The sequence below is a fragment of the Bizionia argentinensis JUB59 genome (genome assembly GCF_000224335.1).
Taxonomy (GTDB): domain Bacteria; phylum Bacteroidota; class Bacteroidia; order Flavobacteriales; family Flavobacteriaceae; genus Algorimicrobium; species Algorimicrobium argentinense.
Genome location: NZ_AFXZ01000008.1, coordinates 1 through 18,775, shown reverse-complemented (window position 1 = coordinate 18,775; position 18,775 = coordinate 1). Strand labels below are relative to the sequence as shown.

At 34.1% G+C, this 18,775-nt stretch carries 13 protein-coding genes, 1 pseudogene and 1 riboswitch; of the genes and pseudogenes, 7 read left to right on the top strand and 7 right to left on the bottom strand.

The genetic code is table 11. The features are described 5' to 3' along the window. Positions 1–67 precede the first annotated feature (67 nt). The 6 genes from BZARG_RS15165 to BZARG_RS02970 all read right to left on the bottom strand — a co-directional run bounded on the left by BZARG_RS15165 (position 68) and on the right by BZARG_RS02970 (position 5,227). Complete coding sequence (locus tag BZARG_RS15165; RefSeq protein WP_262483627.1) at positions 68–361, bottom strand: SDR family NAD(P)-dependent oxidoreductase; 294 nt, start codon at positions 359–361, stop codon at positions 68–70. 3 nt (positions 362–364) lie between these two features. Then, positions 365–499, bottom strand: coding sequence for a hypothetical protein (locus BZARG_RS16115; RefSeq protein WP_262483626.1), 135 nt, complete (start codon positions 497–499; stop codon positions 365–367). 153 nt (positions 500–652) lie between these two features. Continuing rightward, positions 653–1,072 (bottom strand): OsmC family protein, encoded by a 420-nt coding sequence (locus tag BZARG_RS02985; RefSeq protein WP_008635306.1) that lies wholly within the window; start codon positions 1,070–1,072, stop codon positions 653–655. Between the two features lie 333 nt (positions 1,073–1,405). Continuing rightward, positions 1,406–4,192: an aconitate hydratase AcnA gene (gene acnA / locus BZARG_RS02980; protein WP_008635292.1), complete on the bottom strand. Its 2,787-nt coding sequence runs from the start codon at positions 4,190–4,192 to the stop codon at positions 1,406–1,408. A 242-nt stretch (positions 4,193–4,434) separates the two neighbouring features. Then, entirely contained in the window at positions 4,435–4,740 is a 306-nt protein-coding gene (locus tag BZARG_RS02975) for a cupin domain-containing protein (protein ID WP_040287960.1), read from the bottom strand. A 169-nt stretch (positions 4,741–4,909) separates the two neighbouring features. Then, positions 4,910–5,227, bottom strand: a complete 318-nt coding sequence (locus BZARG_RS02970; protein ID WP_008635315.1) for a hypothetical protein — start codon at positions 5,225–5,227, stop codon at positions 4,910–4,912. 264 nt (positions 5,228–5,491) lie between these two features. On the opposite strand from BZARG_RS02970, the gene BZARG_RS02965 reads away from it, so the two are divergent. Next, the gene (locus BZARG_RS02965) at positions 5,492–7,261 is read left to right on the top strand and encodes an aminopeptidase P family protein (protein WP_008635264.1); all 1,770 of its coding nucleotides are present in this window, start codon (positions 5,492–5,494) and stop codon (positions 7,259–7,261) included. Between the two features lie 121 nt (positions 7,262–7,382). Here the strand turns inward: BZARG_RS02965 and BZARG_RS02960 are convergent, their stop codons facing one another. Further along, positions 7,383–7,988 (bottom strand): 7-cyano-7-deazaguanine/7-aminomethyl-7-deazaguanine transporter, encoded by a 606-nt coding sequence (locus BZARG_RS02960; RefSeq protein WP_050807279.1) that lies wholly within the window; start codon positions 7,986–7,988, stop codon positions 7,383–7,385. A 33-nt stretch (positions 7,989–8,021) separates the two neighbouring features. Then, positions 8,022–8,066, bottom strand: a riboswitch (PreQ1 riboswitch). A 648-nt stretch (positions 8,067–8,714) separates the two neighbouring features. On the opposite strand from BZARG_RS02960, the gene sbcD reads away from it, so the two are divergent. The 6 genes and pseudogenes from sbcD to BZARG_RS02930 all read left to right on the top strand — a co-directional run. Further along, complete coding sequence (sbcD, locus tag BZARG_RS02955; protein ID WP_040287959.1) at positions 8,715–9,914, top strand: exonuclease subunit SbcD; 1,200 nt, start codon at positions 8,715–8,717, stop codon at positions 9,912–9,914. A 3-nt stretch (positions 9,915–9,917) separates the two neighbouring features. Next, positions 9,918–12,950, top strand: coding sequence for an AAA family ATPase (locus BZARG_RS02950; RefSeq protein ID WP_040287958.1), 3,033 nt, complete (start codon positions 9,918–9,920; stop codon positions 12,948–12,950). Continuing rightward, the gene (locus BZARG_RS02945) at positions 12,947–14,023 is read left to right on the top strand and encodes a mechanosensitive ion channel family protein (RefSeq protein WP_008635277.1); all 1,077 of its coding nucleotides are present in this window, start codon (positions 12,947–12,949) and stop codon (positions 14,021–14,023) included. The genes BZARG_RS02950 and BZARG_RS02945 overlap by 4 nt, the downstream gene beginning before the upstream one ends. 157 nt (positions 14,024–14,180) lie before the next feature. Further along, entirely contained in the window at positions 14,181–16,064 is a 1,884-nt protein-coding gene (locus BZARG_RS02940; RefSeq protein ID WP_008635305.1) for a hypothetical protein, read from the top strand. A 188-nt stretch (positions 16,065–16,252) separates the two neighbouring features. After that, positions 16,253–17,767: an AraC family transcriptional regulator gene (locus BZARG_RS02935; RefSeq protein ID WP_008635294.1), complete on the top strand. Its 1,515-nt coding sequence runs from the start codon at positions 16,253–16,255 to the stop codon at positions 17,765–17,767. A gap of 480 nt (positions 17,768–18,247) precedes the next feature. Continuing rightward, positions 18,248–18,775: pseudogene (locus BZARG_RS02930) on the top strand (hypothetical protein); the annotation flags it as partial.

Sequence of the window (18,775 nt, the reverse complement as noted above, 5' to 3'; positions counted from 1 at the left end):
AGAGAAATATTCTAAAACTTGGTGTTTATTTGAGCGGTCATTGAGTAAAAGACCGACACGTTTTTTATTATTTAGTTGCTGTGGGATTTAGCGGTCGAAGAGTAATTTCGTCAATCAATAAATTGCTGGCTACTTCTGAAATCTGAAGCAGCAAAGTAACTACTTCTTGTGGTTGCAACATATGGTCGTGCGGCATAATACCAGAATCTTCAAATAAATGGGTTTCAATACTGCCAGGATTTACACATGTTACCTTAATATTATCTCCGCGCAACTCTTTAAACAATGCTCCGCTAAAACCTAGCATGGCGTATTTGGTAGCTGAATATGTTGCACTTAAGCTACTATTAGTTTTCCCTATAATTTATCTGATGTTTATAATATGTGCACCCTCTTTATTTTGCTTCAGAAGAGGTGTAATAGCGGACGTTACATAATAAGTGCCGTTAAGGTTTGTATTAACCTTGGCATGCCACTCGGTTAGGTTGATGTCTGCCATGTTTTCTCATTCAGAAGACCTTCTTTAAAAACGGCGCGGCTAAAAGTTCGGCAAGCTTCTATTTGCTTGGATTTAAGGCTGCTTTTTTCTCGACGTTTTCTCGAGTTGCTTCTGGATATAAATTATTTTGATTACTCATTTTTTCTGCGAATTTTAGTTAACTAAAGTAGCTTCAAGCGTAATTTTTATACTTAATGCTTTGCTTACAGGGCAGCCATCTTTTGCTGCATTGGCGCATTCCATAAATTTATCCTGACTAATATTCGGGATTTTTGCTTTTAATACGAGATCTGAACTTGTTATTTCAAGCTTATCAGCATCAATAGTTATGGTACTGGTAACGTTTAAAGAATCGGGAGTAAAGCCTTCTTTACCTAAAATCATACTCAATGCCATGGCAAAGCAGCCGGAGTGAGCAGCAGCTAAAAGCTCATCGGGGTTGGTGCTTTTTCCTTCGCCAAAGCGGCTATTAAAACAATATTGTGAATCTTTTAAAACTTTACTTTGTGTGGTTATTTTTCCTTCACCTTCTTTTAAGTTTCCGCTCCAAACGGCATTTGCTGTACGTTTCATTTTTTATGGTTTTAAATTAAATTCTTTTACTTTTTCCGATTTACATAAGTGGTTACTTTAAAGTTTTTTTGGTAAATCTTTTTCCATCATTTCACCTTTGCAGATGTTTATGGCTACCCAAATTTAATTAATCTCTAAACAAGGACAAAGCTATCCGAATTAAGATTTTGTTAAAGCGGTTGGTTTCCTAATCCCAATCAACCTCTTCCGAAAAAGGCAAGCGGTTGATTAGGAGTAGGGTTTAGTTTGTAGATTAAAAAATGAATTCTCTCACCAATTGACATAATCTAAACGTAGTCGTTCTAGTGAGTGAAGGAGTCAGTTAAAAAGGTTTTAAGCTTTTAAAAATTGACGCAGCACATATTGTAAAATACCACCGTTGCGATAGTATTCAATTTCTATGGCAGAATCTAAACGGGCAATTGCCTTAAATTTTATTTCTTTACCATTTTCATCTGTGGCTGTAATCTCCACTTCTTTTAACGGTTTAATGTCTTCTGTAATACCACAAAAAGTAAAATTTTCTGTTCCAATAATTCCCAAGCTTTCTGCTGTGTCTCCATTTTTATACTCTAATGGCAGAACGCCTAGTCCTACTAAATTGCTTCGGTGAATACGTTCATAGCTTTCTGCTAAAACTGCTTTTATGCCCAATAGAAAAGTCCCTTTTGCAGCCCAATCTCTCGAAGAGCCGCTTCCATATTCTTTGCCTACCAAAACTACGAGCGGCGTATTACTTTCTCTGTATTTTTCTGCAGCATCGAATACAGTCATTTCTTCGCCAGTTGGTAGGAATTTAGTGTAACCACCTTCTTTTTTTGCTAATTTATTTTTTATACGCACATTCGCAAACGTACCGCGTACCATAACTTCATCATTTCCTCTTCGAGAACCGTAGGAGTTGAAGTCTGATTTAGCCACACCTTTTGAAAGTAAGTATTTACCTGCTGCCGAATTTTCATTAAAAGCGCCTGCTGGCGAAATATGATCGGTAGTTATACTATCACCCAGAACAAGTAATGCTTTGGCGTTTTCTATATTTTGAAGCGGTTCTGGTTCATCAGAAATGCCTTTAAAAAACGGAATTTCTTTGATATAGGTTGAGCTTTCATTCCAATCATAAAGTTTGCCTTTCGGAACTTCTAGATTTCTCCAAATTTCATTGCCTTCAAAAATCTCATCATAATTTTTCTTAAAATCTAAAGGCGATAAAACACGACTCAAAACGGCATTAATTTCGTCGTCTGTCGGCCAAATATCTTTGAGATAAACAGGCTCTTGATTGATGTCGTAGCTAATAGGCTCGTTAATTAAATCTATATCTACGCGACCTGCAATGGCATAAGCGACAACCAACATTGGCGACATTAAAAAGTTCATTTTCACTTGTGGATGAATCCGCGCTTCAAAATTCCGGTTACCTGAAAGCACCGAAGTTACGACCAAGTTATGTTCATCTATAGCTTTAGCAATTTGTTGTGGAAGTGGACCGGAATTACCAATGCAAGACGTGCAACCGTAACCTGCCAAATGGAATCGGAGTGCTTCCAAATCCTTCATTAAATCCGCTTTTTCTAAATAATCGGTTACCACTTTAGAACCCGGTGCCAAGGATGTCTTAACCCAAGGTTTTACGTCAAGACCATGTTCGCGTGCTTTTTTGGCAACTAAACCGGCACCCACCATAACAAACGGGTTAGACGTATTGGTGCAGGATGTAATGGCAGCAATGGCTACTGCGCCGTCAGACAACATGAATTTTTCTTGGCCACGAGTTATCCAAACCGTTTTTAACCCGTCTTTTTCTTTGGTTTCTGTTTCTAGAAGTTGTGGTTTTGTTTTTGGCTCTGGTACCGGTAAATCACCACCTTCATTATCAAAGCGTGTTATGGATTTTTCAATTTCTCGGTCTTTTTGAGAAATGTATTTCCTGTTGAATGAATCATCTAAAAGCTCAATAAATTTGTTTTTAAAATCTTTTAATAGAATTTTATCCTGTGGCCTTTTAGGTCCAGCTACTGTTGGAACAATACTAGAAACATCTAATTCAACAACATCTGTATAGGTGATTTTATTTTCGTTTTCACGCCATAGCATATTAGCTTTGCAGTAGGTTTCTACCAGGTTTATTTGTGCTTCAGATCGGTTACTCTGACGCATATATTCTAATGTTTTATCGTCTATAGGGAAGTAAGTAATAGTGCTACCAAATTCTGGCGACATATTACCAATAGTAGCGCGATCTGGAACAGAAAGATAATCTAAACCAGGACCAAAAACTTCAACAAATTTGCCTACCACACCGCGTTTTCGTAACAAATTAGCAATCGTTAATACTAAATCGGTAGCTGTAGAACCTAGTGGTAGTTTACCGGTTAGTTTCAAACCAATAACTTCGGGCATGATAAAATAAAGCGGTTGACCTAAAATAGCAGCTTCCGCTTCTATCCCACCAACGCCCCAGGCTACGACACCAATTCCGTTAACCATTGGTGTGTGGCTGTCTGTTCCTACTAATGAATCAGGGAAAATTTCACCATTTCGTTCTATAACACCTTTAGATAAATACTCGAGATTTATTTGATGGCAAATACCCATGCCCGGTGGCACAACTGTGAAATTATCAAATGAATTTTGCGCCCATTTTAAAAACTGATACCGCTCTTGATTACGCTTATATTCTTCGTCTATATTGCGTTGATAGGCGTAATCCGTACCGAAATAATCTACTTGAACAGAGTGGTCTATCACTAAATCTACTGGGATAAGTGGATTGATGCTGTCTGGATTCTTGCCTTTTCGCGCTACTTCGGTGCGCAATGCAGCAATATCTACTACGGCAGGAACACCAGTGAAATCTTGCATTAACACCCGAGCTGGTTTAAAAGGAATGTCTTTATCGGATCCTTTTGGTTTCCAATTCAACAGCGTTTCTATGTTTTCTTTTGTCACTGCAAAATCGTCATAATTACGTAGGGCATTTTCTAGTAAAATGCGAATAGAAAAAGGCATTTTACTAATGTCATGTCCTTGTTTTTGAAGTTCTACCAAGCTAAAATAATAACTCTCTTTTCCGTTTATGTGAAGCGTTTTTTTTATGTGGTATATATCTTTGTCCATGATAAATAATGTTTTGAGTCTCTAATTTCGGATTAATAAACCGCTTTTACAATTTTAATTCTAGATACTTTTTTAGAATTTTCATAAATAAGTTTGTTTGGTTTTAATTCGGAACTATTTAGAAATGAGTTTCTTGATGACTTATTGTCGCCGGTTTTAAGTATGATTAAAAATTAAAGTTGAATTAGGCTGTTAGTTATTTAATCCCATTTTTTATGTCTTTCTTGTAGTAAAGGACTGGTCTAAATAAGACTGTCAAAGAACTTAAATTCAATGTCGTTAGGCATAAAGTGAACAGCCTTAAAGCTCTTAATTACCGTTATCTGATGTTTTATTTCTGGTGGAATTACCATAGCATCGCCTGGTTTAAGTACATGATCTTCATCGTTCATTTTAAGAATACATTCGCCTTCTTGAACCAAGAGTATCGATTCGACATTTGCAAGGTGGGCAGGCAATAAATCTCCAGCGTTTGCTTGCATTTCTTTGGCTATTAATTTAGTGCCCGAGGTTAATACTCTTACTTTAGGATTCGCTGCTTTTTTCATAATATTATTACAATTATAAAGTTAATTAATATGTGGATGTAAACTGATAGCAATATCTTCTGCAAAATTCTTGCTTTTATATTATTCTTTGCCAAATCTTGTTAAATCTCGAATGAAGGCCAACGGATTTTTATTATTTGGCTTCAGAAAAACCAATAGTAGCAAATATTTATTCCTGATCCTTTGATAGCTTATACTTCTCAATCCGGTCTTTCCCGCTTTCTAACTCACCACAATTAGGACATACATGCACCATACCATCTTTAATATGATAACCGTCTACATGTGCTTTTACAAAATCTTGAATCAGTGTATAAGAGTCTTTATGGTTGTTTACATCCACCTGTTTGTCCTTAAATAGTTGTCGGATTTTTCCGTTGTACTCTTGATAGCCCCAACATAATGAACAAACACCTTGAGGAGATTCGTTGATAGTCTCCGCTTCCGGTTTCTTGAAAAATTCTACAATTGTTTTTATAATATCCATAATGCTTATGTTTTTGTGAGTCTTTGTAATTTAGGCATTTATCTAAATAAAAACAAAGTTAACAAATGGAGTCTCTTCGTAATTATTAAGAAAATTATAGTTGAATTCTAGCTAGATATCCAATTTAGCTATGCTTTTTGGGTTTTAAAAACGTAATATTTCATCATTACACTTTAGTTAGGTTAAAAAAGTTGTAAAACATCTATTATCTTTTTCAGTACAGTAGACTTTCTGTAACTTTCGAATTCTAAAAAAATAGTAACTATGACAGCCAAAGAAAAAGTAGCTTCCTTGAGAGCCGAAATGAAGAAAAATAACATCGATGCTTTTATCGTATATTCCGCCGATCCTCATATGGGTGAATATTTGCCAGCAGAATGGCAAGAAAGGACTTGGCTTTCTGGTTTTACCGGTTCGGCAGGGTTTGTAGTAGTTACTGCGAATAAAGCTGGACTTTGGACAGACGGTCGTTACTTTACCCAAGGGCCAGAAGAATTAAAAGGTTCAGGGATTGACTTGTTTAAAGACGGCGTAGAAGGCACCCCAAATTATATTGATTGGATTATTTCTGAAACTTCTGATAATGCAACCATAGCTGTAAATGGTTTAGCAACATCACATGCCAACTGGGAAGCTTTAAAAAATAAATGCACAAAACATAAACGCAATCTTAAAGATTTGCCCTTACTAAATAATGTATGGACTAAACGTCCCGCAGCGAGTAAAAATGCTGTTTTTGTACAGCCTATAGAACGTGCTGGACAATCGGTGACTTATAAAATTGCTGCTATCCGCGAAAAAATGAAGGCAGAAGGAGCAACATCGCACGTTATTTCTAGTTTGGATGATGTAGCTTGGACGCTTAATTTACGCGGTAGCGATGTACAATGTAACCCTGTATTTTTAAGTTATGTCTTGTTGACGCTAAAAGATTGTTTTCTTTTTGTTGATTTAAATAAATTAGATGAAAATGCTCAAAATCTCATGAAGAAATCGGGTGTTAAACTGAAATCTTACGACAGTTTTTTCGATTATCTCGGAACGTTAAATAACGAATCTATTTTGATCGCGCCTAATAGTAATCAATCTGTTTTTGAAGCTGTAAAAAAAGATAATACTATTATTGAAAAACCGGTTCCAGGGCATGTAATGAAAGCCATTAAAAATGAAACGGAGCAAGAAGGTTTCAGAACGGTAATGGTTCGCGATGGTGTCGCAATGGTTAAATTTCTCCATTGGCTAACCCATACAGTTGGAAAAGAGGATTTAGACGAGTATACCATCGGGAAAAAATTGCACGGTTTTCGTGCCGAAGGAAAGAATTTTATAGGTGCTAGTTTTGATAGCATTGTTGGTTATAAAGGTAATGGAGCCATTATTCATTATTCAGCTAAATCTGAAGGCAGTGCTAAAGTGACAAACGATAGCAGTATTTTGGTAGATTCTGGTGGTCAATATTTAGAAGGTACAACGGATATTACCCGTACATTTCCATTAGGCGATGTATCAGACGAATTTAAAAAGGATGCTACCTTGGCGCTTCAAGGCATGATCCAGTTGTCTATGGTTAAATTTCCTAAAGGTACTAGAGGTGTTCAACTAGATGCTTTGGCGAGAATGCCTTTATGGAAAGAAGGAAAAGATTTTAATCACGGTACTGGTCATGGTGTAGGCAGTTTCTTAAATGTTCACGAAGGACCAATGAGCATCCGTAAGGATCTTAATCCAAATGAATTACAGGAAGGGATGGTATTATCTAATGAACCGGGCTATTATGTAGAAGGTAAATACGGAATCCGTCATGAGAATCTAATCCTGATTAATACGTGGAAGACAACGGAATGGAATACGTTTTACGAATTTGAAACTTTAACTCTTTGTCCTTTCTTTAAAAGTATTATTGTTAAAGATTTACTTTCTAAAGAAGAAATAGATTGGATGAACACTTATCATAAATTAGTTCAAGAAAAACTGAAACCGCATTTGGAAGGGGACGTAAAAACTTGGTTTGAGGATTTGGTTTCACCAATCTAAAAGCAAACTAATTTTAATAAGAAAATTTATACCCTGAGCAGCGTCTCGGGGTATTTTCATTTAGAAGTTACTCTTATATGTAGTTTTTATTCGATTTACAACTTTAAGAATGTCGTAAAACTTATACAGTCTGTTGTTGTAACCTTTTCATAACACGATCTAAAATAACTTTATAAAGCGGAAGAAAGAATAGCGCATTTATTATCATTTTAAAAATATAATCTACTGTTGCTATTTCGACGAGATTTTCTGCTAAATAGGTGTCTGATGTTTTGTAAAAAGCAATGATAAAAAACACAAGAGTATCCATAAAGTTCCCGAAAATAGCGGAAGCTACTGGCGCATGCCACCATTGTTTGTGTTGTCGTAGTTTATTAAATACAAAAACATCTAAAACCTGTCCAATTACATAGGCAGAAAAGCTAGCAATGGCAATGCGTGCCACAAAAAGATCGAAACTATATAGCACGTCAAACCCTAACCAAATACCATGGCGAAAACCAACGGTAATCAAATAGGATACTATCAGGGCGGGAAACATAGCGTAAAAAATAATCCGTCTTCCTAGTCGTGCTCCGAAAAGGCGTACGGTAAGATCTGTTGCCAAAAAGATAAACGGAAAGGTGAAAGCACCCCAAGTGGCCTTGAATCCGAAAACCGATATAGGAAACTGCACCAAATAATTGCTTGATGCAACAATAAGAATGTGAAATGCGACGAGTAGCAATACAAGGCGCTTATTTTTTTAGAAGACATAAAGCGTTTCATAGTTTTTTAACGTGGGAGAATTACGAACCACGTGTCCCGTTTTACTGTAAATTAGGATGGACAAAGGTAGTTACTTTTTAGTAGTTTATAAGTATCATAAAAATCAAATTTCAGTATTAATACTGTTTTATTATAATGTTAGGAAGTCCGCGCCAGGAGAATTTTATAATAGGCAAGACATCAGTCATCATAGCCCTGGGAGTGTTCATTAAGCTCTTGTTTAATGATGATTTTTAAGTTTTAAACCTCTACTGAATAATTCTCTGCATTGTAATCTGAATAAATACATGGCATTTTGTCATTCTTGTATTATGAGTATTAAGATGCTACGGAAGTATTAATAATAATTTAAAACATGGAAAATAAAAAACGACAGATAATGTTCTGTAATTATTGCACGTACTGACATGTTGTAAGTATAATGTTAGACTTTACAGTGTCAACTCCCTGATTTAAGTGGATTTCAGCATTTACTACTCGAAATACTTCGGAACTATTAATTTAGTATTTTTTTGAATAAGGCATTTTATTTAAAGTTTGGTTTGTCTAATAACTAAAACTTTTTTCACAGAAACCGGTGTTAAAAATCATGTTTTAATGCTTAATTTTAAACTTTGGTTTAAATGATTAGATTTAACGCGTTGATAGATTTTAATCTATTAGAAAAATGCATGTATTGATAAATATGAAAATACTACACACTTCAGACTGGCATATTGGAAAGCAATTACATAAAATTGATTTATCAGAAGATTTAGATTTGTTTTTCCATTGGCTCTTAAATACCATCAAGAACGAAAAAATAGACTTGTTATTAGTTTCTGGTGATGTTTTCGATCAGGCAAATCCATCTCAAGCCGCTTTAAAACAATATTACAGTTTTTTAAAACGGATGATTGGTTCGGGATGTAAAATTCTTATTACTGGTGGAAACCACGATTCAGCAGCTGTTTTAAATGCACCAAAAGAACTATTAAATTTTCTGGATATTAATGTGGTTGGTGGTGCGTCCGATTCTATAAGCGAATTGTTTTTTGAATATAGTGTAGGAGAAGAAAACGTGGTGGTTGCTGCGGTTCCGTTTTTGAGAGATAAGGATATTAGAAAATCTGCACCAGGAGAATCTTATACTGATAAAATTGAACAAATTAGAGACGGTATAAAAAACTACTTTGCAAACATTAATAGGTATTATCTTGAAAGTTTTCAAGGCGATTTTTTTATTGTTATGGGACATTTATATGTGCAAGGCGCGCACGTTTCGGAAAGTATGCGGGATATTCAAATTGGAAATCAGGCTGGTGTTAACGGCTCTATTTTTGGAGATGAACCCGATTATGTGGCGCTTGGCCATATTCACAAACCGTATGCGGTGTCCGAATCTCGGAATATTTATTATTCGGGTTCGCCTATTTGCTTAAGCTTTAGTGAGAAAGAAGAGGAGAAACTAGTCAATATAATTACTGTTTCTGGAAAAAACACAGATATTGAAATCTTGCCAATTCCTAAATTTAGAGATTTGGTAGCTTTTAAAGGTACGCTTGAAGAAGTCAAGACACAATTAAGTAATTATATTCAGAATACAGGACTTGTTTCATTAGCCGAAATCATAGTAAATGAACCCAACGAGAATATTCAAATTAGGCAGGATTTGGATGAATTATTAGACAGTCAAGAAAACGAGAATCTTAAAATTATAAAGTCTAAATTAAATTTCATAAACAAAGTTCGTGGAGCTTCCGAAGCTTTTGAACCAGGAATAAGCGTCGCCGATGTAACGCCAATGGAAATGTTTGAAAAACGATTAGAACTTGACGGAAATCAGGAAAACATCGATGATTTAAAAAATGCATTTCGTCAAATTTTAGAAGAACTTAATCTGTAATTTATGAAGATCAGTAAAATCAGTTTTAAAAACATCCACTCGTTGCGAGGCGAACATCATATCGATTTTCTATCGGGTCCGTTAGCCGAAAGCGGGCTTTTTGCTATTACTGGCGCTACAGGATCTGGAAAATCTACCTTGTTGGACGTTATTACTTTGGCTTTATATAATCAGGTGCCTAGAATTGGAGCGATTAGTAAGCGCATTATTGATGGTGATGGTGGGATTATGACTAGAAATGCGCAAGATTGTTATGCTGAGGTTGAATATATAGTTAACCAAAAAACCTATCGATCGCATTGGTCTATAGAACGCAATCGGAATAATAATCTGAATGATAGAAAACAGGAAATTATTGATGTTGCAACGGGAGATATTATTGTAAGTGGTAAATCTGCAGTTCCAAGTAAAAACGCCGAACTAATAGGCTTGAGTTATGATCAATTTGTAAAAGCCATGGTGCTTTCGCAAGGGGAATTCAGTAAATTATTAAAAGCGCCAAGAGACCAGCGCAATAAGTTATTGGAAGATATTACCGGCGCTAAAGATTATAGATCTATTGGAATAGCAGTTTTTAAGAAGTTTAAAAACGCATCCGATGCTTGCAAAGAACAGAATATACGACTCGGAGAAATTGAATTAATACCCGAAGAAGAAAAAAATAATTTACTTACTGAAGAAACTACATTAGCCAAAACGAAAGTTGCTCAAAAGAAAAAGATTGATGGTTTAAAAATTGAGATTGAAAATAAGAAAGGCATTCTGAAAAATGAAACGATTTTAAGTAAAAACGAATCGCTTCAGAAGGAATTATCAGAGGCGTTAGAAAACTTCAAAAAAGAGGAAGAGACTTTAAAAAAGCATTCGAAATACGTCGGGCATAATACCCTTATTTCCAATTTTGAACAAAAAGATAAAGCGCATAAAGAAAATTCGGAAGAGCTTACGCGCCAGAAAACAAATGAAACCCAGGTTTTAAAGGAAAAAGACAATTTGCAAGAATTGGCTTCAGAACTTTTAGGGGAAAAGATAAAGCCTGAACAATATGCAGAGCAATTAGAGCAGTTGCGTAAAACCGTAACCGATTTAAAACAAGAAGAAACGCTGGCTACTGCGCAAGCGAAACTTCATGAAGATCATATTCATAAAATCCTTTTGAATGTGAATAAAGGGGCAGAAAGAATTCGATTTAATGAAAATCCTGCTGTTTTTATAGATTCCATTAATCCTGTTGAAGAAAAAGTTGAAGTTTTTCTCCATAAAAAGAAGATTGATAATGAAGAAGCTTTAGCAGAAAAGGATGCAAGTTTAAGTTTGAAATCAGGATTTATTAATAAGTTGAAAGTCGCTTTAACAGATTACAATGCTTTAGTAAAGAATAAAACATCCAAAGAAACCGAGTTAACCGAAAGTGATGATTTATTTAAGAAATATAAAGCCAGTTTAGAATTATTAGAATTCGAACTGAAAGCGCTTCAAAAGGAAGTCGAAAAACTGAATATAGAAGAAGAAAAGCGGAAAAAACATCAAAGTTTAGAAACGCACAGAAATTTATTGGAAAATGGCGAAGCTTGTCCGCTTTGTGGTTCATTAGAACATCCATTTGCAACTGATAAACCAATTTTCGAATTAAAAGAAGATGCTTTAAAAACGAAAACCGACTTTTTAGCGACTAAACGCGAATTGAAAACTTCGACTCAAACAAATCTTGAAAACGAAGAAAAAAAAGGGAAAGCTTTAAGAAAAAGTATTGCTGAAATTTCAGAAACCATAAAGCCCAAGTTTAAGGAGGTTGAAAACTTATGTAAATCCCTTAAAATTGGAATTGTTGAAAACGTGGAAGCTGTTGAGGTTTTAGAGAAAGAACTAACAACCGACGTACAGACGGTGGAACGCCTTAAAAAAGCTTTCGAATTAAGAAATCTATTGGCGACTTTAAAGGAAACTTCCAATCTGTGGCTGACAAGTTCAGAAGTGAAGTTAAAAAAGCAAACGAGAAGAAAACAATTATATGCGGCTGATGATATTGATGCCAAAGTTCAAGATTTAAATTCGAAATGGGCTGCAAATACACAAGATGTTGTTAATACTAATAAGTTAATTTCATCATTAAAAGCTCGAATTACCGAAATTGTAAAAGAGCGGGATGTTTTTCAGAAGCAATTAGATGACATCCTTAAAAATGAAAATATTGAAAGTCTTCTGCATTTAAAAAGCTTGATACTTCCGGAAGCAAAAGCAGATAGTATTCGCCAGAGAGATAAAGATTTACAATTAAAGCAAGAGCGGTTAAAAACCGAAAAAGAAAATGCATTAAAGGAAATTGAAGCTTTTATAAAGCTAATTACAATTCAGGAACCAATTGCAACATTGGAAATGGCGTTTCATAAGAATGAAGAAGAATATAATATTTTAAACGAAAGAATTATAACCATTAAAAATAAGCTTACGGCCGATAAACAAACCAAAGAAAAGCAAGAAAAACTGCTAACAAAATTAAAAGCTTATAAAAAAGAAGAAGCCCTATGGAAAACTATGAATGGTTTAATAGGGGATGCTAATGGTAAACGGTTTTCAAATTTTGTACAGGATTTAACGCTTGAACAACTGATTGGTTATGCTAATTTGCGACTGAAAGATTTAAGCGATCGCTACATTCTAGATATCCCAACGGCTGATGAAGCGGACAAAAACGATTCATTAAAAGTTTTTGATAGTCACCAAGGAGATGCTAGAAGGTCCATTAATACCTTGTCGGGCGGTGAAACATTTATGGTGAGTTTAGCCATGGCTTTTGCTTTGTCTGATTTGGCTGCTAAAAACGTAAAAATCGAATCTATTTTTATTGACGAAGGTTTTGGAACGTTAGATCCTGAAACCTTAAATCAAGCTATTACCATCTTGGAAAAAATGCAAAATGAGGGTGATAAATCCATTGGAGTTATTTCTCATGTTGAGGCTTTAAAAGAACGCATATCTACGCAAATAAGACTGGAGAAAATGGGCTCTGGATATAGTACTATTCAAATAATATGAACCAGTTTTTAGAAACCTATAAGTTTGATGTTTTTTATGCAGTTACTGTTTTAGCAATTGCGGTAGCCCTTTGTATACTGACCACAAAATTGCATAATTGGTTAACAAAAATAGTGAGTGTAATACTGCCAGGAGCGTCCTTAAAATCTATTAATTTAATCAAATATGTTTTATGGGTTTTGTGGTTTGCGTTAACAGTAATTGCATTATGTTTTATTTTTAATGAAAGGGATAAGCAGACTAATTTAGAGCAGTATTTTAAACTGGTTGCATATTTAGGGACTATAGCCGTAATAACGATATCTGCTGTTGTTTTAAGTAATTTATGGTTTAAATATAAAACCCATGAACAAAATGTTACGGATCTAAAACCAGTCAACTATAAATTCGTGCGCTCTGTAGTTGGAGTTAGTATGGTATTTGTAGGGATTCTATTAGGTTTATTAATTTTTCCATCCCTTAAAGATGCCGCAAAATTGGCCTTAAGTGGAGCAGGTGTACTTACTCTAATTGTAGGTTTAGGGGCAAAAGAAGCCTTGGGTAATTTTGTAGGAGGGCTTTTTATAATAACGTTTAAACCGTTTAAAATTGGCGACAAAGTTACCGTTAAAGGAGGCATAGTAGGTAAGGTAAAGAGCATAACAATGCGTCATACCGTTATTAGAGATTCACAGAATAGAATGATGATTATTCCGAATGCAATAGTTAGTAAAGAAAAACTGACAAATTATGATTTGGGAGAAACAAAATACTGTGAGCATATAGAAATCGGAATTTCTCATACTAGTGATGTGGATTTAGCAAAAAAGATTATTCAAGAAACATGCGAAAATCATCCGCTAATTTATGATAATCGGTTGCTAATTGATAAAAATGATGGAAACCCTATGGTAAAAACCGCATTGATTGAAATTAACGAAGAAGCAATGATAATAAAAGCTTGGGCTTGGGTGCAATTCTCGTCTGATGCGTTTGCATTTAAATGTGATGTGATAGAAAGGGTGAAAAAAAGGTTTGATGACGAAGGGATAAAAATGCCTTTTCAGCATCGGAATATTATAATAAAAAGTTGAATTAACATGATCCGCAAAAGTTTTATATAATTGGTGATTATTAAGTCTGCATAAGTGGACATTTCATTATTTTTGCTTCCCATGGGTGCGGTCTTCACTTAAAAAGGAAAAACATTTTAAATAGCGTAGCTAAAAACGAGCTTCCAAATTAAACTACATGAATAAACTATCGCATATTAATAAAGTCCTTATCATACTATGTATAAGCTTTTTTAATTATGGTTTTTCTCAAGTAAAGGATCATAAACAGGATTCTACTCATGCTGTTTATGAGCGGATAGAAAACTACTCGGAAAAATCCAAATCAACCAAATTAATACATAAGTTAATCTTTAAGTCTAAAAAGAAACCGAATAATAAATCTGTGGTGGTGCCAACCCAAGATTATCGTCAATTTGAGGGCAAGATTATAAGGGATATAAACATTGAAAGTCATGATCCTTTTGGGTTTTCAATTTCAGACTCTACAAAAACAACCCATAGTTGGTTGGAAAGAACAGGGAATAAGCTTCATTTAAAATCGAAAGATTTTGCAATTAAAAACGTCTTGATTTTTAATAAGAATAAACCCTTAGATGGTCTTTTGCTCAAAGAGTCTAAACGATTATTACGCGATCAAGGTTTTATAAGAGATGTTGAAATTAGAGCAGAGCAGGTGGAAGGAAGTCCGGATTCTGTTGATGTATATGTGACAACTTTAGATTCCTGGAGTTTGGTGCCGCGTGGTGCTATTTCAAAATCGAAGATGAAGTTGAAATTAAATGAACATAACTTTTTAGGATTTGGACACCAATTAAAATTGCGTTTTGATAACCGATTTGACGATGGCAAATGGGCGCATGAGTTTTTATATGCTATGCCGAATTTTAAAAACACTTATATAAGTACAGCTGTTGGTTATAGTAATAACTTGGATGAAGCCAAAAGTAAATTTATTGATATAGAAAGGACATTCTTTTCTCCGTATACAAAATGGGCGGCTGGTGTTTATTTGGACGAGCAATTTACATATAAGGATCTTCCAGATGCCAATATGGAGTTTATGCGCCAAGATTTTAAGTATCAATCACAAGATGTTTGGGCAGGATATTCCTTTCACTTATTCAAAGGGAAATCGGAGAGAGAAAGAACCGCAAATATTATTAGTGCTGTTAGATTTCTTAATATAGACTACAAAGAAAAGCCCACAATAGAATTCGATAGTATTCAGTTTTTTTCAAACGAAACATTTTATTTGAGTAGTATCGGTATTTCATCCAGGCGATTCGTGGAGGACAACTATATATTTAGAGATGGTATAACGGAAAGTGTTCCTGTGGGGGATATTTTTGCCATTACCGCCGGTAATCAATATAAAAATGAACAAAACCGATTTTATTTAGGTGGAAAAATAGCGCATGGAAACTATTACAATTGGGGATACTTAAGTGTTAATTTAGAATATAGTACTTTTTTTAATAAGGGTGAAGCCGAACAAACAGCCTATTCTTTCAGTGCCAATTACTTTACTAATTTGATTTATCTGGGCGATAAGTGGAAAATGCGCCAGTTTATTAAACCACAGTTATTGATTGGGAAAAACCGTTTAAACTCTGTAGGCGACCGCATAACTATTGATGAGAGAAATGACTTTAAAAGCTTTTATCACAGATATGAGCGACATGAAAATAGTATGGGGATTCCCAACTTTGATAGTGGCTTAATGGGGACTTCAAAATTTGTGCTATCGACTCAAAGTCAGTTTTATCCACCATGGCGGTTTATTGGTTTTAGGTTTAATCCCTATGTAAATATGAGTGCTGCACTGCTTGCCGATGAAGAAACGCGTTTTAATACGAGTAAATTGTATTCGTCTTTTAGTGTGGGGCTTCTTATTAAAAACGAGTATTTGGTGTTTAATTCTATAAAACTATCATTGTCCTACTATCCGAGTATTCCCGGAAATGGGAATAGTATATTTAAAACCAATGCGCTTGATATTGACGATTTTGGACTACAAGGTTTTGAGCTAGGCAAACCGACACCAGTTGGGTATAATTAAAACAATTATTGGAATTAGGACGTTTGATTTTTTAATTAGATAATATTATTATTATTATTATTATTATTATTATTTCTAAAATGAGCATGGTTTAACTAATAAATAACATTTTCTTAACAATTGTAACGCAAATTAGTAAGGAATTAGGTACCTTTGCAAGGTCCTACAATCTATGTCCTTTGTTTTTAATGAGATTTTATCTTTTTATTATCTTTTTATTGCCTTTTATTCTTTATTCTCAAAACGAAGAATCATTAAAGGAATTGGATTCAGTATTTTATAATATTACTGTAAATATAGCGGCATCAAATCCTTCCAAAGCAATCCATTTAGCCGACTCTATACATCTGAATTCTAAAAATGTAAAACAAAAATTAAGTACTCACATGTTTCTTGCAGACATTTTAGAGAAACAAGATATGCGTGGAGAGGCTATTGGTCATGCACTTGAGGCTCTCGAAATAGCAGAGGCGGAAGGAGATTATAATTTCCAGTCAAGAATTTATGGTTTTCTATCTTCACAATATAGGATTATTGGTTTTTTGGATACTGGAAAAGACTATCTTGAAAAAGGAATAGAGGCCAGTGCTAATATAAGCGACAAAAAACAAGCTTTAAAACGCCAAGGCCAGAGTAATCAGGAACTAGCTGAATACGCTTTGGATGAAAACGATTATTATAAAGCTATTAAACTTCTTGAAGTAGCTATTGCTTCGTTTGAAGCGGAAGAGCCCTCACAATTTAAATATTTTAGTATTGGAAATGCTGAACAAATGATGGGACGGGCTTTTATGGCATTGGAAGATAATACGAAAGCACTGGAGCATTTTTCGAAAGCTGAAGTGTTTTTAAATAAAGCAGATGCGGGAAGTTCTCTTTGTGCAGGAACTGTGTATTATAGTTTAGGGAAAACGTATTTAAGGCTAAACAATAATGAGATTGCGAAAGTCTATTTAAAAAAGGCTTTAGTTATTTCTGAAAACAGCAATAATGGTTCTTTAAAAGAAAATGTATATAAAAATTTAGGTAATTATTATTTGCAAAAACAAGAGCTAGATCATTATATGGCTTATGATTCAAAATATTTGGATGTATTAAATAAAAATAGTGCCCAGGATAAGAGCATGATAAATAGTGCTTATAAAGCGCTTAATGAGAACTCAAAAAAAGCTACTTCCAATAATTATTTTTACATAATTATTGGAGGTTTAATACTTTTGTTAATTGGTTTTGGTGCTTATCACAAAAGAAAAGCAGGAAATTCCATGTATGGAAATGATCATGAAATAAAACGTGATCATGATATAAATCTAAACAAATCACGAGAATTTCTCTTGTCTAAAGAAAAAGAACAGGAGCTGTTGCAGAAGTTAGAGGAGTTTGAAGTTTCAAATAATTTTTTAAATAATAACATGTCCTTGTCAACTCTAGTAGGTGAGTTAAATACCAATGCAAAGTACCTTAGGCAAGTTCTTAAAAGAAATAAGAATACAGATTATAACGACTATATAAATAAATTGCGCATTCAGTACATCGTAGATAAATTAAAAACAGATCCCGAATACTTAAATTATAAAATAAGTTATTTAGCAGAAGAATGTGGTTTTTCTTCACATAGTAAGTTTTCAGCTAGTTTTAAACATTTTGTAAATACTCCACCTTCAAAATTTATTGGAAAGTTAAATCATAATAAAGCAAGTTAAATCATAATATAGTTTAGTTTTACTGTTGAGAAGTATAAAATGTTTCTTTTATATTTTAATATCTAATTTGTTGATGTTTTCCAGTAATATAAATTTAATAACATAAAGTTTTATTTCAGTCTACAATTTCTATAATTTTCCAGCGTACTCATTGCTAAAGATAGATTTTCTATAAATAACTATTTTTTCTTTAGTTTATAATGAGGTGTCGTTGAAGTGCTTTAAATACCTGATGAAATTTACTGCTATTTCTAATTGACTATTCTTCAGGTATCTGTGTGTTGTCTGTTTTGCGTAATACGACTACTACATAGTTTTTATGCCTTATTTTAAAGCTTAATTTTACTCAGAATATATTAGAGTGATATTTCCAAAATAATATTGAGGTTTACTTTTTGTAATTCCATACTTCAATTATTACATGTCACTTTTGTTTAAAACAGATGTACCTAAGCCCAAAGGCGAAACAATTCAGAATTCATGAAAAAACTATTACTAATTCTAACTTTAATCACAAGTGGTCTTATTTATGCGCAAGTAGGTATCGGTACCGATATGCCTAATTCATCTGCCCAGTTGGAAATTGTATCTGGTAATCGAGGAATATTAATTCCGCAAGTGTCATTATTAAGTGTAACAGATCAAACAACTATTTCAGCAGGAAATATTGAAAGCTTATTAGTATACAATACAAGTACTACTACAACGCTTAATCCTGGTTATTATTATTGGTACCTGGGAAGCTGGAATAAAATGATGGTAGATACTGATTTGCCCGATAATATTGTTTTCTGGGATGTGGTAAACAATGCCTTTACCTATATAGATGTAAACGGAGATACACAACCTATTAATATTGCAGACCTAGAAACCTTAACCTTTTTAGGACTTAATTCAGATGGGCACACATTAGATTATACCGATGAAGAAGGTGTTGTTACTAGTATAGATCTTGGAGCGGTTATTAAAAACTTCGAAACCATTACAACAGTTATTGAAAACGCTGAT